The organism is Flagellimonas lutaonensis, assembly GCF_000963865.1.
GTDB lineage: Bacteria > Bacteroidota > Bacteroidia > Flavobacteriales > Flavobacteriaceae > Flagellimonas_A > Flagellimonas_A lutaonensis.
Genome location: NZ_CP011071.1, coordinates 2,116,531 through 2,132,748, shown reverse-complemented (window position 1 = coordinate 2,132,748; position 16,218 = coordinate 2,116,531). Strand labels below are relative to the sequence as shown.

General features: G+C 45.7%; 12 protein-coding genes and 2 tRNA genes. 7 read left to right on the top strand and 7 right to left on the bottom strand.

Going from position 1 to position 16,218, the window contains the following annotated elements:
- Window positions 1–18: 18 nt before the first annotated feature.
- Entirely contained in the window at window positions 19–1,254 is a 1,236-nt protein-coding gene (clpX, locus tag VC82_RS09940) for an ATP-dependent Clp protease ATP-binding subunit ClpX (protein ID WP_045802241.1), read from the top strand.
- A 1-nt stretch (window position 1,255) separates the two neighbouring features.
- Here clpX and VC82_RS09935 read toward each other — a convergent pair whose 3' ends face one another.
- Window positions 1,256–1,795: a hypothetical protein gene (locus VC82_RS09935; protein ID WP_045802240.1), complete on the bottom strand. Its 540-nt coding sequence runs from the start codon at window positions 1,793–1,795 to the stop codon at window positions 1,256–1,258.
- 279 nt (window positions 1,796–2,074) lie between these two features.
- Window positions 2,075–3,613, bottom strand: a complete 1,539-nt coding sequence (locus VC82_RS09930) for a GH3 auxin-responsive promoter family protein (protein ID WP_045802239.1) — start codon at window positions 3,611–3,613, stop codon at window positions 2,075–2,077.
- A 107-nt stretch (window positions 3,614–3,720) separates the two neighbouring features.
- Between VC82_RS09930 and VC82_RS09925 the strand changes: the two genes are divergently transcribed.
- Complete coding sequence (locus VC82_RS09925; RefSeq protein WP_045802238.1) at window positions 3,721–4,515, top strand: DUF2797 domain-containing protein; 795 nt, start codon at window positions 3,721–3,723, stop codon at window positions 4,513–4,515.
- Window positions 4,516–4,604: 89 nt separating this feature from the next.
- Window positions 4,605–5,147, top strand: coding sequence for a DinB family protein (locus VC82_RS09920; protein WP_045802237.1), 543 nt, complete (start codon window positions 4,605–4,607; stop codon window positions 5,145–5,147).
- Between the two features lie 65 nt (window positions 5,148–5,212).
- Here the strand turns inward: VC82_RS09920 and VC82_RS09915 are convergent, their stop codons facing one another.
- Genes VC82_RS09915 through sppA form a run of 3 tightly spaced genes read right to left on the bottom strand, consistent with a single transcriptional unit; the run spans window position 5,213 to window position 10,463 of the window.
- Window positions 5,213–7,936, bottom strand: coding sequence for an AsmA-like C-terminal region-containing protein (locus VC82_RS09915; RefSeq protein ID WP_045802236.1), 2,724 nt, complete (start codon window positions 7,934–7,936; stop codon window positions 5,213–5,215).
- Window positions 7,937–7,990: 54 nt separating this feature from the next.
- A complete protein-coding gene (locus tag VC82_RS09910) occupies window positions 7,991–8,698 on the bottom strand; it encodes a queuosine precursor transporter (RefSeq protein WP_045802235.1) in 708 nt (235 codons plus the stop codon).
- Between the two features lie 4 nt (window positions 8,699–8,702).
- On the bottom strand, window positions 8,703–10,463 hold the full coding sequence (sppA, locus tag VC82_RS09905) for a signal peptide peptidase SppA (RefSeq protein ID WP_045802234.1): 1,761 nt from the start codon (window positions 10,461–10,463) through the stop codon (window positions 8,703–8,705).
- 69 nt (window positions 10,464–10,532) lie between these two features.
- Here sppA and folK point away from each other — a divergent pair, with 69 nt between their 5' ends.
- On the top strand, window positions 10,533–11,678 hold the full coding sequence (gene folK / locus VC82_RS09900) for a 2-amino-4-hydroxy-6-hydroxymethyldihydropteridine diphosphokinase (RefSeq protein ID WP_045802233.1): 1,146 nt from the start codon (window positions 10,533–10,535) through the stop codon (window positions 11,676–11,678).
- A gap of 119 nt (window positions 11,679–11,797) precedes the next feature.
- Here the strand turns inward: folK and VC82_RS09895 are convergent, their stop codons facing one another.
- Complete coding sequence (locus VC82_RS09895; protein WP_045802232.1) at window positions 11,798–12,334, bottom strand: RNA methyltransferase; 537 nt, start codon at window positions 12,332–12,334, stop codon at window positions 11,798–11,800.
- Window positions 12,335–12,464: 130 nt separating this feature from the next.
- Here VC82_RS09895 and mutS point away from each other — a divergent pair, with 130 nt between their 5' ends.
- The 3 genes from mutS to VC82_RS09880 all read left to right on the top strand — a co-directional run bounded on the left by mutS (window position 12,465) and on the right by VC82_RS09880 (window position 15,468).
- Entirely contained in the window at window positions 12,465–15,047 is a 2,583-nt protein-coding gene (mutS, locus tag VC82_RS09890; RefSeq protein ID WP_045803373.1) for a DNA mismatch repair protein MutS, read from the top strand.
- A gap of 159 nt (window positions 15,048–15,206) precedes the next feature.
- Window positions 15,207–15,279: transfer RNA gene (locus tag VC82_RS09885), tRNA-Gly, on the top strand.
- A 104-nt stretch (window positions 15,280–15,383) separates the two neighbouring features.
- Window positions 15,384–15,468: transfer RNA gene (locus VC82_RS09880), tRNA-Leu, on the top strand.
- A 68-nt stretch (window positions 15,469–15,536) separates the two neighbouring features.
- On the opposite strand, the gene VC82_RS09875 is transcribed toward VC82_RS09880, so the two are convergent.
- Window positions 15,537–16,211 (bottom strand): bifunctional 4-hydroxy-2-oxoglutarate aldolase/2-dehydro-3-deoxy-phosphogluconate aldolase, encoded by a 675-nt coding sequence (locus VC82_RS09875; protein ID WP_045803372.1) that lies wholly within the window; start codon window positions 16,209–16,211, stop codon window positions 15,537–15,539.
- Window positions 16,212–16,218 lie beyond the last annotated feature (7 nt).

Below are 16,218 nucleotides of genomic sequence, written 5' to 3'. Positions count from 1 at the left end.
GCAGGCAACCGTAAAATTATGGCTAAAGAAAACTTGGAATGTTCTTTTTGTGGACGAAAAAAGCCCGAAACCAATCTGCTGATTGCTGGGCTTGATGCACATATTTGCGACCGTTGTATAGAGCAGGCCCACACCATTGTTGCCGAAGAGTCAAAGCAATCAAAGAGCAACGACCTGTCTTCTGAACTGGTGCTGAAAAAGCCCATGGAGATCAAGGCATTTCTCGACACCTTTGTCATTGGGCAAGAACGCACCAAAAAGGTCATGTCGGTGGCGGTCTATAACCACTACAAGAGGCTTTTGCAACCCAAAGGCAACGATGATGATGTTGAGATCCAAAAGAGCAACATTATTATGGTCGGCGAAACGGGCACTGGCAAGACGCTGATGGCCAAGACCATAGCCAAAATGCTGAACGTTCCCTTGGCCATTGTCGATGCGACCGTACTCACAGAGGCCGGTTATGTGGGAGAGGATGTCGAGAGCATCTTGACCCGCTTATTGCAAGCGGCAGACTATAATCTGGAGAAAGCCGAAAGAGGCATTGTTTTCATCGACGAGATAGACAAAATTGCCCGTAAAAGCGATAACCCCTCAATAACCCGCGATGTTTCTGGTGAAGGGGTGCAGCAAGGCCTTTTAAAACTATTGGAGGGAACCTTGGTCAATGTGCCACCAAAAGGAGGCAGAAAACATCCCGATCAAAAATTTATAGAGGTCAATACCGAGAATATCCTATTTGTGGCCGGTGGTGCATTTGACGGTATCGACCGCATCATTACCAAAAGGCTCAATATGCAGGCCGTGGGTTACAGTGCCTCTAAGGCAGAAGATAACCTCGACAAAAAGAATATACTGCAATATATCATTCCGAAGGATTTAAAGGAATTCGGACTTATCCCTGAAATCATTGGAAGGCTTCCCGTGCTTACCCACATGAACCCATTGGATAAGAAGACACTACGGGCAATCCTGACCGAACCAAAGAATGCCATTATCAAACAGTATGAAAAATTGTTTGAAATGGATGGTATTCAGTTCAGTATTACCGAACAGGCCCTTAACTTCATCGTCGAGAAAGCGGTTGAATATAAATTGGGTGCCCGAGGGCTTCGTTCTCTATGTGAAGCGGTCTTTACCGATGCCATGTTTACCTTACCCAGCTCAGATGAGACTGAATTTAAGGTAACCAAGGCCTACGCCGAAGAAAAACTCTCGCACGAGACCATTAAAAAATTAAAGGCGGTCTCTTAATTCAACTGGCATTTCGGGTCACCCTCTGTAGCAATTCTAGACAGATTTGACCTATAATCTTTTCATCGGTATACAATTGATGTCCGAAATTGGGCATTATCTGTAAATCGACCCCCACACTCTTGGCCCATTTTTCATCGGGCCTAAACTTATCAAGTTCCCCGAAAACTAGGCTCAGGTCATATGCAGGACGTCTTTTCTCATAACGGATGCGGGTAGGTGAAATGGCCGTCAACGACTTCATGGGCAAACCTTCGAGGGCCGCCTTATAGGCTATGGTGCCCCCCGTACTGAACGCTAAATAATGGCAAGGGTCGCTCTCTTTTCGCAGCAACTGCTTGATTGCAGTATCGATACCCCCGTTCACAAAGGCTTGGTGAATGTTCTCTTCAGTGCAAATGGGCACATCAAGACTTGCCAACTGTTGGCAGTCGTAAAAAGAAATATCGTAGTACTGCTGTAGATAACCGAAGTATGAAGTGATCCAGAGGCCTTTTTTGACCCCCCACATATCTGACAGCACAATTAGTTTTTCAGCCATAACTTTAATTTTTGTTTGGTTAACGTATTTATAATTAAGATTAGGGAACTCTATCGTATGCCCTCAAACTTCTGCCTTTCAAGGCTTAAATCCACATTTATTTGTTCAAAAGAGCGGTTTGTTCGATGAGCAGCTATTTTTTACGAAAACGTTTTCGTAAATCATTATAATATCTGCAAACATCATATTTAGTGAGAATATGGGGCCAATATTTGGCTCAAAATAAGTAACGGGTAGAAAAAACGACTTCCCAAAGAGGTTTGCCGAAAAGCTGCAAGTTTAAAGTCCTTTGTCGAGCAAAGCGGCCCGGTTCATTTGAAGCAATTCGTCAATATATTCCCTATTATTGCTCAATCGAGGAATTTTGTGCTGACCGCCCAATTTGTCCTTTCCCTTGAGCCAGTCATAGAAAAGGTTCTCCCTCGCAACGTGCACCTTGGGCATTGTAAGGGTAATGTTGTTGTACCTTTTTGCCTCGTAATCTGAGTTCAGTGCCTTTAAGGCATTATCTAGCATTTCGGTAAAATAAGCAATGTCTTTGGGCGGTTTTCTGAATTCGATGATCCATTCATGGGCCCCTTTTTCGTTGCCTTCCATAAAGATAGGGGCGGCCGTATAGTCTTTTATCTGTGCATCTGTTTTTCTACAGACCTGTTTCAGGGCCTCCTCGGCGTTCTCAATTATCAGTTCTTCGCCAAAGGTATTGATATGGTGCTTGGTGCGCCCCGTAATCCTAATGCGATAGGGGTCGGTAGAGGTAAACCGCACGGTATCACCAATTTTATAACGCCATAGGCCTGCATTGGTGGTGATAACCATGGCATAGTTGACACCGGTCTGCACTTCCCAGATGGGAATCACCCTTTCTTCTTCAGTTCCATATCCGTCCATTGGAATAAACTCATAGAAAATACCATAATCCAGCATCAACAGCAGGTCATCGGCATTGTTACGGTCTTGAATACCAAAAAACCCCTCAGAGGCATTATAGATTTCGTAATACTTGAAGCTCTTTCTGGGCAACAGTTTTTTATACTGCTCTTTGTATGGTACAAAACTCACGCCGCCATGAAAGTACACCTCAAGATTGGGCCAAATCTCAAATAAATGGTTCTTGCCCGTTTTTTCAAGTACGCTGTTCAACAGTACAAGCATCCAAGAGGGCACCCCTGCCATACTGGTCACGTTCTCTTTGATGCTTTCTTCGATGATTGCCTGTATCTTGGTCTCCCACTCGCCCATGAGCGATACCTTGTTACTGGGCGTGCTACTGAATTCGGCCCACAGGGGCATGTTGTCGATGAGTATGGCCGAAAGGTCGCCAAAAAAAGTGCCATTGTCTTCGTACAGCTCTTTGCTGCCCCCCAAGCGAAGGCCTTTTCCCTTGAAAAGCTGTGAATCTTCGTTGTTGTTTAGGTAAAGGCACAAGAGGTCTTTTCCTGATTTGTAATGGCAGTCTTCGAGTGCCTCGGTGCTTACCGGTATAAACTTGCTCTTTGCATTGGTGGTGCCGCTGCTTTTGGCAAACCATTTTATCTGCGTGGGCCAAAAAAGGTTCTGCTCGCCCTTGCGTGTGCGTTCAATGGTCTGGGCCACATCTTCATAGCTTACCACGGGTACCCTTTGGGCAAAATCATCATATTTTTCGATTGAACCAAACCCATGTTCTTTGCCCAACATGGTGTCTTTGGCAAAATAGACCAATTGGTGCAGTACCTCGTTCTGAACATCGTTCGGGTATTTTAAGAAGAGTTCTATCTGATGATAGCGCTTTTTTAGCAGCCACGAGGCAATCGAGTTGAACAGCGGTATGGGCATTTTTGGTATATTTAGCCGAACAAGCGGTCTTTGAACTCACCTTACTTTTTGAATTGGCAAAAAATGAGTTCATTGCTAAAATAAGAAACTTCTCATTTTAACCACCTATGTTATACGAAGGCGTTTTGCGTAAAATGCGTACCGAAATCGGGCCACCTGTCAATTATTTTTTGGTGTTCGACCATGATTTTATCAACATGAACCAAGCCCTTGACAAATCGTTGAAAATCGAGTGCATCAAATTTCAATGCCTGAACTGTGGCGAAGACCGGCCCATTTACCGCCAGGGTTTTTGCAAGACCTGTTTTTTTGAGACCCCTGCTGCAGGCGATTGGATCATGAAACCCGAATTGAGCACTGCCCACCTCGACATAGAAGACCGCGATCTGGCATTTGAAAAAAGAATGCAACTACAACCACATGTGGTGTATTTGGCCAATTCGAGCAACGTCAAGGTGGGCGTAACCCGAAAATCGCAAATACCCACTCGTTGGATCGATCAAGGGGCCCATGAGGCCATCGAAATTGTAGAAGTGCCCAACCGTTATTTGGCCGGCATTACCGAGGTAGCCTTAAAAGAGCATGTCGGCGACAAGACCAGTTGGCAAAAGATGCTGAAGAACGATATAAAAGACCTCGATTTGACCGAATGGCGAAACAGACTTAAAGCGTTTATACCCGAAGAAGCCGCTGAGTATTATATCGATTCGAACACAGAGACACAAATCGAGTTTCCGGTGCTGCAATACCCTGAAAAGGTCAAAAGCCTCAATCTTGACAAAAACCCATCCTACCGTGGCGTTTTAAAGGGCATTAAAGGGCAATACCTCATTTTTGAAGACAGCACTGTTTTTAACATTCGTGGCAATGAAGGCTATTTTGTGGGGATTGACATCAATTGACCGATAACTATTGCATAACTTACCGATATTATGGAATAAAGTGACTCATTTCTCATTTGTATTGTTGATTATACATCAAATTTAATGTTATGAACCAACCAGTGATTTTCGCTTCGATAGTACTACTTTCCTTTTTTGCGTCGGATTTGAATGCCCAAGAGGATGTTTTTATCAGGGAATATTTAGAACGATTGGAAAATTCAAGAAAATATTTGCTACTTGTTGCCGAAAGTATGCCAGAAGACAAATATGGGTTCAAAGCGACTCCGGAATCAATGAGCTTTGCAGAAAATTTGATGCATATTGGTTGGGCAATGGACTGGCACAGTCAATCCTTAATGGGTGGACGTAAGGCAAGGGATTGGAATACAGACACCGAACTAAAGGTAGATGCCAAATCAAAAAAAGATATGATTTTAAAAATCGATGATACCTTCGACAAAACCATAGAATTCATTTCAAATTTTGATGTGAACAAACTTGGGGAACGATTGGATTATTTTGAATCTGATAGAACAAAAAGACAGGTTTTGTTATTGCTTGCCGACCACATAACCCACCACAGGGGCCAAATGCTTGTTTACCTGCGATTGAACGGACTAAAGCCCCCGAGGTATGTTTTATACCAATAAGCCACCTGAAAGAATTGATGGACTGCATATTTGAAAACTAAACAAGGTGAATTGATGGAAAACCATCAATTGACTGAATCCTTTTTCTTTTTGCTTCCCAGCAATCCGCCCAAGATATTTTTGGCAGCCTTTTTAGCAACGTCTCCCGTGGTTACTGTATCCTTAACCACTCCGGTGCTGTCATTCGTGGTGGTGTCCTTTTTCTTGTTGCCCAGCAAACCACCCAAAACAGCTTTGACGTCAGACTTTTCAGCTGCTGAGGAATCGCCTGCGGTCGAATCTTTTTTAAAGAGCCCCCCGATCAGGTCTTTGGCAGCATTCTTGCCTTGGTTCTTCAATTTTTCTTTTTGGATCTCAACCAATTGCGACGTCAATTTCTTGACCCCGGTGGTCAGATCGGTGGTCACATTCGGGTTGGTATAACTTCCCCCGATGTTTGCGGTTACCGGTATGGTCAAATTCTCCAGACTTGTATCATCGATCTGGGCCAAGAGTATGTTCACCTCAGAACCTAAGTATTTCGCAGGTACATCAATGGTGACGTTGTACTGTAGTTTCTGGTCAAAAGTATGGCCCCCAGCAACATTGATGACAAAATCTTTATACTTGATATCAAAAGGTTTTACCGCCACCGTGCCATTTTCAAAACTAAGGGCGGTCTTGAGTCCGTTGAGGTCCAATTCCTGCAGGTTCAAGAAATCAAGTTTACTGTCCAACGTGGACAATAATGGGGTTCTTTCGGCGGTGAACTCAGTAGAGAGCAATTCTGCCAACAGATTGCCCGACAAGGTGGCCAAATCGGGTGTCATATCGTTTTTGAGATTTCCTGATAGCTTGATGGTCGAGTTCAACTTTCCTTCCAACACTTTGGCAATCGGCGCCAATACCTTGAGCATGTCCATCGCTGCGAACGATTCTGAAATCTGAAATCCGTCCACTCCCAAGGCCATGTCGAACACGGGAACCTCGGATTTGGTGGAAACTTTTCCGTTCAGGTTCAGTTTTCCCCCGAACAAAGAAGAGGTCAGGCCTTGTATGGTTGCCGTTTCCTCTTTTACCAATAAGCGACCTGAGACACCGGTCAAATTCAGGTTATCATAAATGACATTGTTGGCCGTGGCATCGATGGTGCAGTTTAAAAACGAAGGAATCTTGATTTTCTCGGCGGATGGATTACCAGCATCCTCTTTACCTTCCTCAGGAGCCTCCCCGACCATAAAATCATTTAAGGCAAAGGTATCCGAGATCAACCTAAAATTGCCTTGTATATCTTCTTTATTGAACAGATACCCCAACAGATTGGTGATGGTGCCGTTTGCCCTGAAATCGGTCTGCCCCGTTTTTCCGGAAAAATTATTTAAGGTCACGGTGGTAGGGTTGAACTTGAGTGCCGCCTCATCGATCACTACCGGGTTTTTCAATTCGGGTGAGTTGTATTGAAACCCTTGAAGGTTCAGGGTACCGGTAGTCTTGGTATTTTCGTAGCGCTGGTTCTCGATGGAGGCCATGTCAAAGGCAGTGCTCACATCGGCTGTCAAAAGCCCCGATAGGTCATAACCCGCAGGTACGGGGTAGGCCTTTGAGATATTGGCCAAATTTATCTTTCCGTCCAGAGCCGCCTTTACTTTGGTGTTGCCCAGCAAATCGGTTATGTCGGCCTGGGCCGCAAAGCGGTCGTCATCAATTTGAAATGTTAGTTTCTTGACCCTCACAAAAGTATCGTCGGCCAAGCCGCTGGCGTTCACCACCTCGGCATCAATATTGACATTTCTGACCGATTTTGGCAGGTTCGGATATTTGAACGAGGCGTTTTCTGAATTGACCTTTATGTTGAACCTTGGAATATGTTCTTCGTCTAAAATTCCCTCAAACCGCCCGTTTACCTCAAAATTGCCGCTCGTCTCAACGTTCCCTATGCTTTTTGAATACGCTGAGGGAATGACCGCCAGAAAAATCTTGAAATCTGATGAAGGCGTTTTGAAAGAGATGTCGATCTCTTGGTTATCATCGTTGACCTTCACAAACCCATCAAAGACCAGTGGCAGCTGGTTTACCAGTGCCTCGTTCTTTAGAAAGGAATATCTGTTCTCGTTCAAATCAATGCCAATCAACGCATCAAGGGCCACTTTGTTCTTGTCTAGGTAGCTGATGCTGTCCATCTCCAACGAAAGCAAGGCGTCTGTCTTTGTCTGAAGTTCTGATGTGGCCAGCGACAGGTCACCTTTTCCTGTGTGCCGTATCTCACTTACCACCAAGCGCATATCGGTCGAACGGTCATCATACACCACCTTTGAATTGGTGATTTCGTATGACTCAAGGTCGAACGAAAAATCATTGCCCCCGCTTTGCAAAGAAGTGGTGGCCTTATCGTCTTCCTTGGCTATATCGTAATTGGTATTTTCTTGCTCATCTATTTTGATGTGCAGCTTGGCCCCGTCTATGACCAGGCTTTTTATGGCAATCGGATCTTCAGCACTTTTGAAAAGTTCCCCAATGCCCATGGTAAGTGCCACTTTCTCGGAAGAAAACAACGTATCGCCTTCAAAGGGTGCCTTGTTGACCAATGTGGTGCCTTTGAGCAAGACCTTGGCATTTGGGAAACTGCCCAATAAGCTCAAGTCTGCCTCATTGAAATCGAGCGTTGCATTGATATTTTGGTTGACCTTGTTTTTAATAAGGATACCTATTTTGCCCTCCAGCAAAAATGGAATGGCCAATAAAATACCGACCAGTGCCAAAAAGACAACGCCGGTAATCCGTAGAATTTTTTTCTTCTTTTTCTTTTTCATGGTTTTTGGGACATGTTGAAAAAGGTTACATCTTTTTTTGCAAAGGCCGAAGCATCAATCCAACCGAATTTCTTCTCCCACCTTTAGGTTAAAACGTCTTCGAAATATATATACGAAAAGATAGAGCAACGGGGTGTCTAAAAATGCTATAATTATCTTAAAAATAAAGCCGCTGACGACCAGACCGTAAAATTTGTCCCACGGCAGCACCCCGAAAATACAGAGTAGGGCCACCACAGTCAACGTATCGACCAATTGCGAGGTAAAGGTCGAAAAATTGTTTCGCAGCCATAACATCTTGCCCTTGGTAAGCCTTTTCCAAAAGTGATAAATGGAGATATCGATATACTGAGCCGACAGATAGGCCAGCATAGAGGCCAACACGCCCAATGGCGTCAGGGCAAATACCTTTGTAAAGGTTTCATCATCAATACCCGAAGAGGGTATGGCCGGTGCCTCATTGGCCACATAAATAATCAAAATGGAGAAAAACGAAGCAAAAATCCCTGCGGTCACCACCTGATTGGCCTTCGTTTTTCCATAAATTTCAGATATCAGATCAGTGATCAAAAAGGTGATGGGATAGGGCAAAATGCCCACTGAAAGCTCAAACAAGGGCGCCCCAAATATGGTTGTGTCGCCAAAAGGATACCAATAAAAAAACTTCTGGAAAATCAGGTTCGATACCACCAATGAGGTGATGAACAGGGCACCAAGATAGAGATACACCGAGAACGCACGTTTCTTGTCTTTCGGCGTCATCCGTTTATTTTATGTTCAGGGTAAAGGGCATGCGCGCCTGAATACCCTCTTGTTGGGTCAACTGCTTAAGGTCATGGAGTATTTGGTAGGCATCCTCCCCTATTTCCTCTTTGAGCACAGCCCTGCCAATATCCATTTTTATTCCATTCAAATCACTCATGAGACGTTCAAAATCCGATTTGTACCTAGGGTATTTGAGCAGCCCATATGTATCGATTTCTGCCAGTTCCGCTGCTTTTTCAATGGCCACATCCAATCCGCCCAAATCATCTACCAAGCCAAGACGCTGTGCCTCAACACCGCTCCATACCCTGCCCTGAGCAATGCTGTCGACAGCGGCCCTTGACATGCCCCTTCCATCGGCAACCCGGCTCAAAAAGGTCTGGTAGGTATTCTCGATACTTTCTTCAATGACCTTTCTAAAACCGTCTGACATGGGCTCAAAAAGTGAATAATCGACCGAATTGGCATTGGTGCCCACCTGTTCGGCGTTGATACCGATATCATCGGCCAGTTCGTTGATATTGGGAATGGTTCCGAAGACCCCGATAGACCCCGTTATGGTGGTGGGCTCGGCCACGATATGATTACCGGCCACACCGATATAATAGCCGCCCGAAGCGGCCACATCGCCAAATGAGACCACTACGGGCTTTACCTTTCTGGTCAATTCGACCTCTCGCCAAATAATATCGGCCGTAAGGGCATTGCCCCCAGGGGAGTTCACCCTTAGCACCACGGCCTTGACACGGTCATTTTCGCGTGCTTTCTTTAAGGCCCGCGTGATAAGGCCCTGTCCCATATAATCTTTATCGCCCTCACCATACAAAATTTCTCCCTGGGCGTAGATCAGGGCAATTTTATCTTTTCCGGTAGTGATCTTTTTGCGCTTGGCCACCTTCACATAGTCTGGCAGACGCACATACTTGACCTCATCGTCTTCTGCTAGGGCGAGTTCGTTCTTTAACTCTGCTTCATACTCATCAAAGTACAGCACCCCATCGACCAGACCCGTTTGGGTCGCATAATCTGGCAAGCGAGCGCCCAAGGTATCGGCTATTTTATTAAGGTCGCCGGTGTCAAGGTTACGGGAAGCACCGATATCCGCTATCATCACATTCCATAACGAGGTAATCAATTCTTTGATCTGTTCCCTGTTTTCATCGCTCATGGAATCGGAGAGAAAAGGTTCTACCGCACTCTTGTACTTGCCGTGGCGCACCACCTCCATTTTGACCCCAGATTTTTCCTGTAGCTCCTTGAAATAAAGGATTTCAGTGGAAAGCCCCTTAAAATCCATGGCACCCTGCGGATGCAGGTATACCTTATCGGCCACACTGGCCAAATAGTAATCTTTTTGGGTGTAATAATCTGCATACGAATACACAAACTTGCCCGCGTCCTTAAAATCTTGAAGGGCCTTTCTGAGTTCTTGGGTCTGTGCCATGCCAGCCATCAAAAACCCCGAGTTCAGGCTAATACCACGTATATTTTCATCATTTTTGGCAACCGCAATGGCATGCAAGATCTCATCCAATCCCGCACCGACCTCGAACAGGCCCCTAAAAGGGTCCGCTTCATCTTGCCCCTCATAATCATAGATAGGCCGGTTAAGCGTTATTTCCAACACAGAGCCCCTTTTAATGGCCACCGTGTCATCGGCATTGCCCACCAATGCCAAAAAAATCAGGAACATGGCGAATAGTATTCCAAAGGCAATGAGTGTGCCGAGAATGGCTGCCAACAAGTTTCGCAAAAATTTCATACCGTCTTTTTTATTGCCTCGCAAAGATAACCATTGTCGCAATGTTTTGTTTATTTTGTTGCCCGGTATATGAAGGAGGAAACTATTGCATATCTATCGTTGGGAAGCAATCTGGGCAATCGCCTCAATTTGCTTCAAAAGGCCCTTTTTGAACTTGGGACCAGTGCGGGAAAAGTGACGGCCATATCCCCTGTATATGAAAATCCGCCGATAGGTTTCGAGGGAGGATCCTTTTTGAACGTTTGCGCTGAATTGCGGACTTCCCTTGAGCCGACCAGTCTTTTGGACGAACTACTTCGAGTCGAACAGAAATTTGGCCGCATACGCCAACAGGGACAGGGCTATAGCTCGCGCCCCATCGACATAGACATCGTCTACTATGGCGATCAGGTGGTTCAAACAGATGCCTTGGCCATACCACACCCCGAAATGGCAAACCGGCGTTTTGTGCTGAAGCCGTTGGCAGACATCGCCCCGCAGTTCTACCATCCCGTGCTCAAGAAAGATACCCGAAACCTTTTGCAGCAGTGCAAGAACAAGAACCCACTTGAAAAATTGCCCACAAAACTGCATCGCACCCAAATAGAGCTTTTTGCACAGTTGCAGTTCATGGCCATTGAGGGAAGCATCGGGGCCGGCAAGACCACCTTGACCAAAAAAATAGCCGAAGATTTCAATGCCAAATTGGTATTGGAGCGTTTTGCGGATAACCCCTTTTTGCCCAAATTTTATAAGGATCCGGGGCGCTACGCCTTTCCGCTCGAAATGTCATTCTTGGCAGATCGCTACCAACAATTTACCGATGATACCACCCAATTGGATTTGTTCAAGAGCTTTTTGGTCAGTGACTACGATATCTTTAAATCGTTGATCTTTGCCCAGATCACCCTGCCGAAAGAAGAATTCATGCTCTATCGAAAGCTCTTCAACTTTATGTACAAAGAGGTGACAAAGCCCGATCTATATGTTTTTTTGTACCAAACCCCAGAACGTTTGCTCGAAAACATCCGTAAAAGGGGAAGGTCATATGAATTGGAAATAGAGCCTGCCTATCTAGAAAAAATAAACAGGGGATATCTGGATTTTATCAAGGGGCTTTCTGAAGAAAACTCTCTCGTCATCAACCTCGGGGAGCTCGATTTTGTGGCCAACCCTTCTGACTATGAAACGATATTGGATATGCTGCAATCAAAAATTCTGGGAGTTTCCCCTTAACAAAATTTTAAGGCATTTGTTTGGATATAACGATTGGTTTTATTTTATTAGCAACCGGTTTCACTGAAACTAACTAACTCAAACTATATGCTAAGCCCTGGCAGATCCGTCAGGGTTTTCTATTTTTTGGCCTGTAGTTGAGACCAAAAGTGCCAAATAACCACCCCCGCGCTCACCGAAATGTTCAGCGAATGCTTGGTGCCGAATTGTGGAATTTCGATGACCCTGTCACTTACAGACACCACCTCTTGTTGCACCCCCATCACCTCGTTGCCAAAGATCAGGGCATAGGTTTTCTGGTCTTCTACCTGAAAATCGTTCAACATCATGGCCCCCTCGGCCTGCTCAACCGATAGCACCTTGATGCCCTGGTCCTTTAGTTCATCGACCAATTGCCCAATATCGTTTCGGTATTCCCAATCAACGCTTTCGGTAGCGCCCAGAGCGGTTTTTCGAATGTCTTTATGGGGCGGTGTGGCCGTAATGCCGCAGAGGTATATCTTCTGTACCAAAAAAGCATCGGCCGTACGAAATAGGGAGCCGATGTTGTTGAGGCTCCGGATATTGTCAAGCACCAATACCACGGGGATCTTCTTGGCCTTTTTGAATTCTTCGACATCCAATCGGTCCAGTTCTTCGTTACGGAGTTTTCGCATGTTATTTTTCAACTATTGGCCCGAAAATATCAACAAAAATTTTCGAAGCACCCTTAAAACCATATTTTCGGCAAAAATACTTTTTTACGTTTTGGCCACCACAAAGAAAAGCAAGAAGACAACGCCCTTGATGCAGCAATACAATACCATCAAGACCAAGCATCCCGATGCCTTGTTGCTCTTTCGTGTGGGCGATTTCTACGAGACCTTTGGGAAAGATGCCATCAAGGCCTCCCAAATATTGGGCATTGTGCTGACACACCGCAACAATGGGGGCGACCAGACCGAACTGGCGGGTTTTCCGCACCACTCACTCAACACCTACCTACCAAAACTGGTAAAGGCCGGCGAAAGGGTAGCCATCTGCGACCAGCTTGAAGACCCAAAACAGACCAAGACCATCGTCAAAAGGGGCGTTACCGAACTGGTGACCCCTGGGGTGGCCCTGAACGATGATATTCTGAGTGCCAAAAGCAACAATTTTTTGGGTGCCGTCCATTTTGGAAGGCAAAAGCTGGGGGTTTCCTTTTTGGATATTTCAACCGGTGAGTTCTTTACTTCTGAGGGCAGCCGCGAGCAAATCGACAAGCTGTTGCAGAATTTCTCGCCCAATGAGGTACTGGTTTCAAAAAACCATCGTCAAGACTTTCTTGACACATTTGGCAACCAATGGCATCTCTTTTTCTTGGAGGATTGGATTTTTCAGACCGATTATGCCCATGAAAGCCTTACCAACCATTTTAAGACCAAGACCTTGCAGGGTTTTGGGGTCGAGCACCTATCACAGGGCATTATAGCTTCGGGTGCGGTGTTGCACTATCTTTCTGAGACCCAACACCGACAACTACAGCATATAAGCAGGCTTCAGCGCATTGCCGAAGAGGAATATGTATGGATGGACCGTTTTACCATTCGCAACCTAGAACTGTACCATTCGACCCACCAAAATGCCGTCACCCTTCTGGAGGTTATCGACAAAACACTTTCGCCCATGGGGGGCAGACTGTTGAAACGCTGGTTGGCCCTCCCCCTTAAAAATCTTGAAAAAATAAAGAACAGACTTGCCATAGTAACCTACCTGCATCAAGAAGAGGCCTTTTTACAGAAAATACAGCACCATATCAAGCAAATGGGCGACCTTGAGCGATTGGTCTCAAAATTGGCCACAGGCAAGATCAACCCCAAAGAAGTGGTGCAGCTAAAAAATTCGCTTGAAGCGGTACTGCCCATAAAAAAAGTCATCGAGCAAGCCGACAACACGGCTTTGCAAACATTTGGCAAGGGCCTTGATTCGTGCGAACCCCTACGCACAAAGATCAAACAGGTGCTGAACGAAGATGCCCCTGTCAATATTCTAAAGGGCCAGACCATTGCCGATGGCTATTCAGAAGAGTTGGACGAACTGCGAAACCTGGCCTTTTCAAGCAAGGATTATCTCGACAAAATGCTTGAACGAGAAATGCAACAGACCGGCATTTCCTCATTAAAAATAGCCTCCAACAACGTTTTTGGGTATTACATAGAGGTGCGCAACACCCATAAAGACAAAGTGCCCGATTCATGGGTTCGCAAGCAGACCTTGGTGAACGCCGAGCGCTACATCAACGAGGAGCTCAAAGAGTACGAGTCAAAAATTCTGGGGGCCGAGGAGCGCATTGCACAGCTAGAACAACAATTGTTCGAGCAACTTTTGGTGTGGATGCAAGAATACATTCAACCCATTCAACAGACCGGCCATCTGTTGGCACGGCTCGATTGCCTATGCGGGTTTGCCCAATTGGCCAAAGAGAACCAATACCACGCCCCAGAGGTAAACGATTCGACCCAAATCGAGATTCGCGAAGGCCGACATCCTGTAATCGAAAAACAATTGCCCCTTGGGGAAAGCTATGTGGCCAATGATGTAGTTCTCAATAGGGACGACCAACAGATCATTATGATCACCGGGCCCAACATGAGCGGTAAATCGGCAATTCTGAGGCAAACCGCCTTGATTGTGCTACTTGCCCAGATGGGAAGCTTTGTGCCCGCTGAAAAAGCGTCAATCGGTCTGGTTGACAAAATATTCACGCGGGTGGGTGCCAGCGACAATATTTCCATGGGCGAATCTACCTTTATGGTAGAGATGAACGAGACCGCCTCTATCTTGAACAACCTTTCTGAGCGGAGCCTTGTACTATTGGATGAGATCGGGCGGGGCACCAGCACCTACGATGGTATTTCGATTGCCTGGGCCATCGCCGAATACCTGCATGAACATCCCGCAAGGGCAAAAACACTCTTTGCTACCCATTATCATGAGTTAAACGAAATGACCGAAACCTATGGCCGAATCAAAAATTACAACGTGTTGGTCAAAGAACTGAAAGACAACGTGCTGTTTCTTCGAAAATTGGTGCCCGGGGGCAGTGAGCACAGTTTTGGAATCCATGTGGCGAAAATGGCCGGTGTACCACAACAAGTCATACAAAAGGCCAACAAAATATTGAAGAAGCTCGAAAAATCACATTCGCAAAAAGAAAACACTGAGGCCCTACAGTCCGTGGGCCAAGAAATGCAGCTGAGCTTTTTCAACCTTGACGATCCCCTGCTGGAGGAAATCAAAGAGGAGATACTCCATCTCGATATCGATACGCTGACACCAGTAGAAGCATTGATGAAGCTCAATGAAATCAAACGTTTACTGAGCAAGAAGAAGAGTGCCAGTTCGTAGCCACGAAACACCCCCGCCCCATCTTCCCACTAAAGAGGGCAAGGTTGAACTTTTCGAGTGAAAAATTCTTTTTGGTTTAAAGAATTATTTTAAATTTGCACCTGCCTATCGGAAGACAGGCGAGCATCAAAAAAATGGTGCTTTGTTCTTAGGTTTTATGCGAAAATAGCTCAGTTGGTAGAGCGCCACCTTGCCAAGGTGGAGGTCGCGGGTTCGAATCCCGTTTTTCGCTCGACTTTGACTCCGCTCAGTCACCACGGGTGGAGTTTTTTGTTTATGGACATGCTCGGGTGGTGGTCCCGATAGCTATCGGGAGATAGACACGTTGAGCAACATGCTCGGGTGGTGGAATTGGTAGACACGTTGGACTTAAAATCCAATGGCCATTGTGGCCGTACGGGTTCAAGTCCCGTCCCGAGTACTTTTGACCCTCTCAATCAACTGATTTTGAGGGTTTTTTTATTATTGACACTCAACCTTTTTTCAAAATTAGTTGTTGCCCACTTTGATTTTGGAAATCAATTCCAATGTACTTTTTACCGTTCTTTCCAAAGCAGCAAAGTCTTTTTGTAACAGCATATCTTTTGAAATAAGCTTTGAACCCATACCAACACAGGTTACCCCGGCATCGAACCATGCCTTTAGGTTTTCTTCTGTAGGGGCCACACCACCGGTGGGCATAATGGGAAGGTTGGGGTAAACCGCCTTTACGGATTTGACAAAACCTGGGCCCAGTACATTTCCGGGAAAAGCCTTTATGATTTTAGCCCCCAATTGTACGGCCTGATAGATTTCGGTTACCGTGCCACATCCGGGCACCCAAAGCATATCCTTTGATTTGCAGAAATGAGCAATTTCAGGAATCATGGCCGGTGAAACGATGAACTGAGCCCCGCTATCAAAGAATTTTTTTGCGTCATCTGCCGAAAATATAGTACCGATACCCAGTATCAAATCATGGTATTTTTCGGCATGAAGTACCAAAGCCCCAAAAACCTCCAGCGCATTTTCGCCCCTATTGGTGAACTCAAAAACGCGAACACCTCCCTTATAGCAGGCATCAAGCACCTTTTTTGCAACCTCTGCGTCTGTATGGTTGAATACGGGCACTAGGCCCTCTTTGCCCATACTGTTCAATGTCTCTTTTTGGGAAACCGTTTTCATGGTCATT

Coding starts and splice junctions, on each gene's coding strand:
- VC82_RS09930 (WP_045802239.1), bottom strand. CDS start 3,613: ATGCCCATACCGCTGTTCAACTCGATTGCCTCGTGGCTGCTAAAAAAG.
- VC82_RS09920 (WP_045802237.1), top strand. CDS start 4,605: ATGAACCAACCAGTGATTTTCGCTTCGATAGTACTACTTTCCTTTTTT.
- sppA (WP_045802234.1), bottom strand. CDS start 10,463: ATGAAATTTTTGCGAAACTTGTTGGCAGCCATTCTCGGCACACTCATT.
- folK (WP_045802233.1), top strand. CDS start 10,533: ATGAAGGAGGAAACTATTGCATATCTATCGTTGGGAAGCAATCTGGGC.
- VC82_RS09925 (WP_045802238.1), top strand. CDS start 3,721: ATGTTATACGAAGGCGTTTTGCGTAAAATGCGTACCGAAATCGGGCCA.
- VC82_RS09895 (WP_045802232.1), bottom strand. CDS start 12,334: ATGCGAAAACTCCGTAACGAAGAACTGGACCGATTGGATGTCGAAGAA.
- mutS (WP_045803373.1), top strand. CDS start 12,465: ATGCAGCAATACAATACCATCAAGACCAAGCATCCCGATGCCTTGTTG.
- VC82_RS09935 (WP_045802240.1), bottom strand. CDS start 1,795: ATGGCTGAAAAACTAATTGTGCTGTCAGATATGTGGGGGGTCAAAAAA.
- clpX (WP_045802241.1), top strand. CDS start 19: ATGGCTAAAGAAAACTTGGAATGTTCTTTTTGTGGACGAAAAAAGCCC.
- VC82_RS09875 (WP_045803372.1), bottom strand. CDS start 16,211: ATGAAAACGGTTTCCCAAAAAGAGACATTGAACAGTATGGGCAAAGAG.
- VC82_RS09915 (WP_045802236.1), bottom strand. CDS start 7,936: ATGAAAAAGAAAAAGAAGAAAAAAATTCTACGGATTACCGGCGTTGTC.
- VC82_RS09910 (WP_045802235.1), bottom strand. CDS start 8,698: ATGACGCCGAAAGACAAGAAACGTGCGTTCTCGGTGTATCTCTATCTT.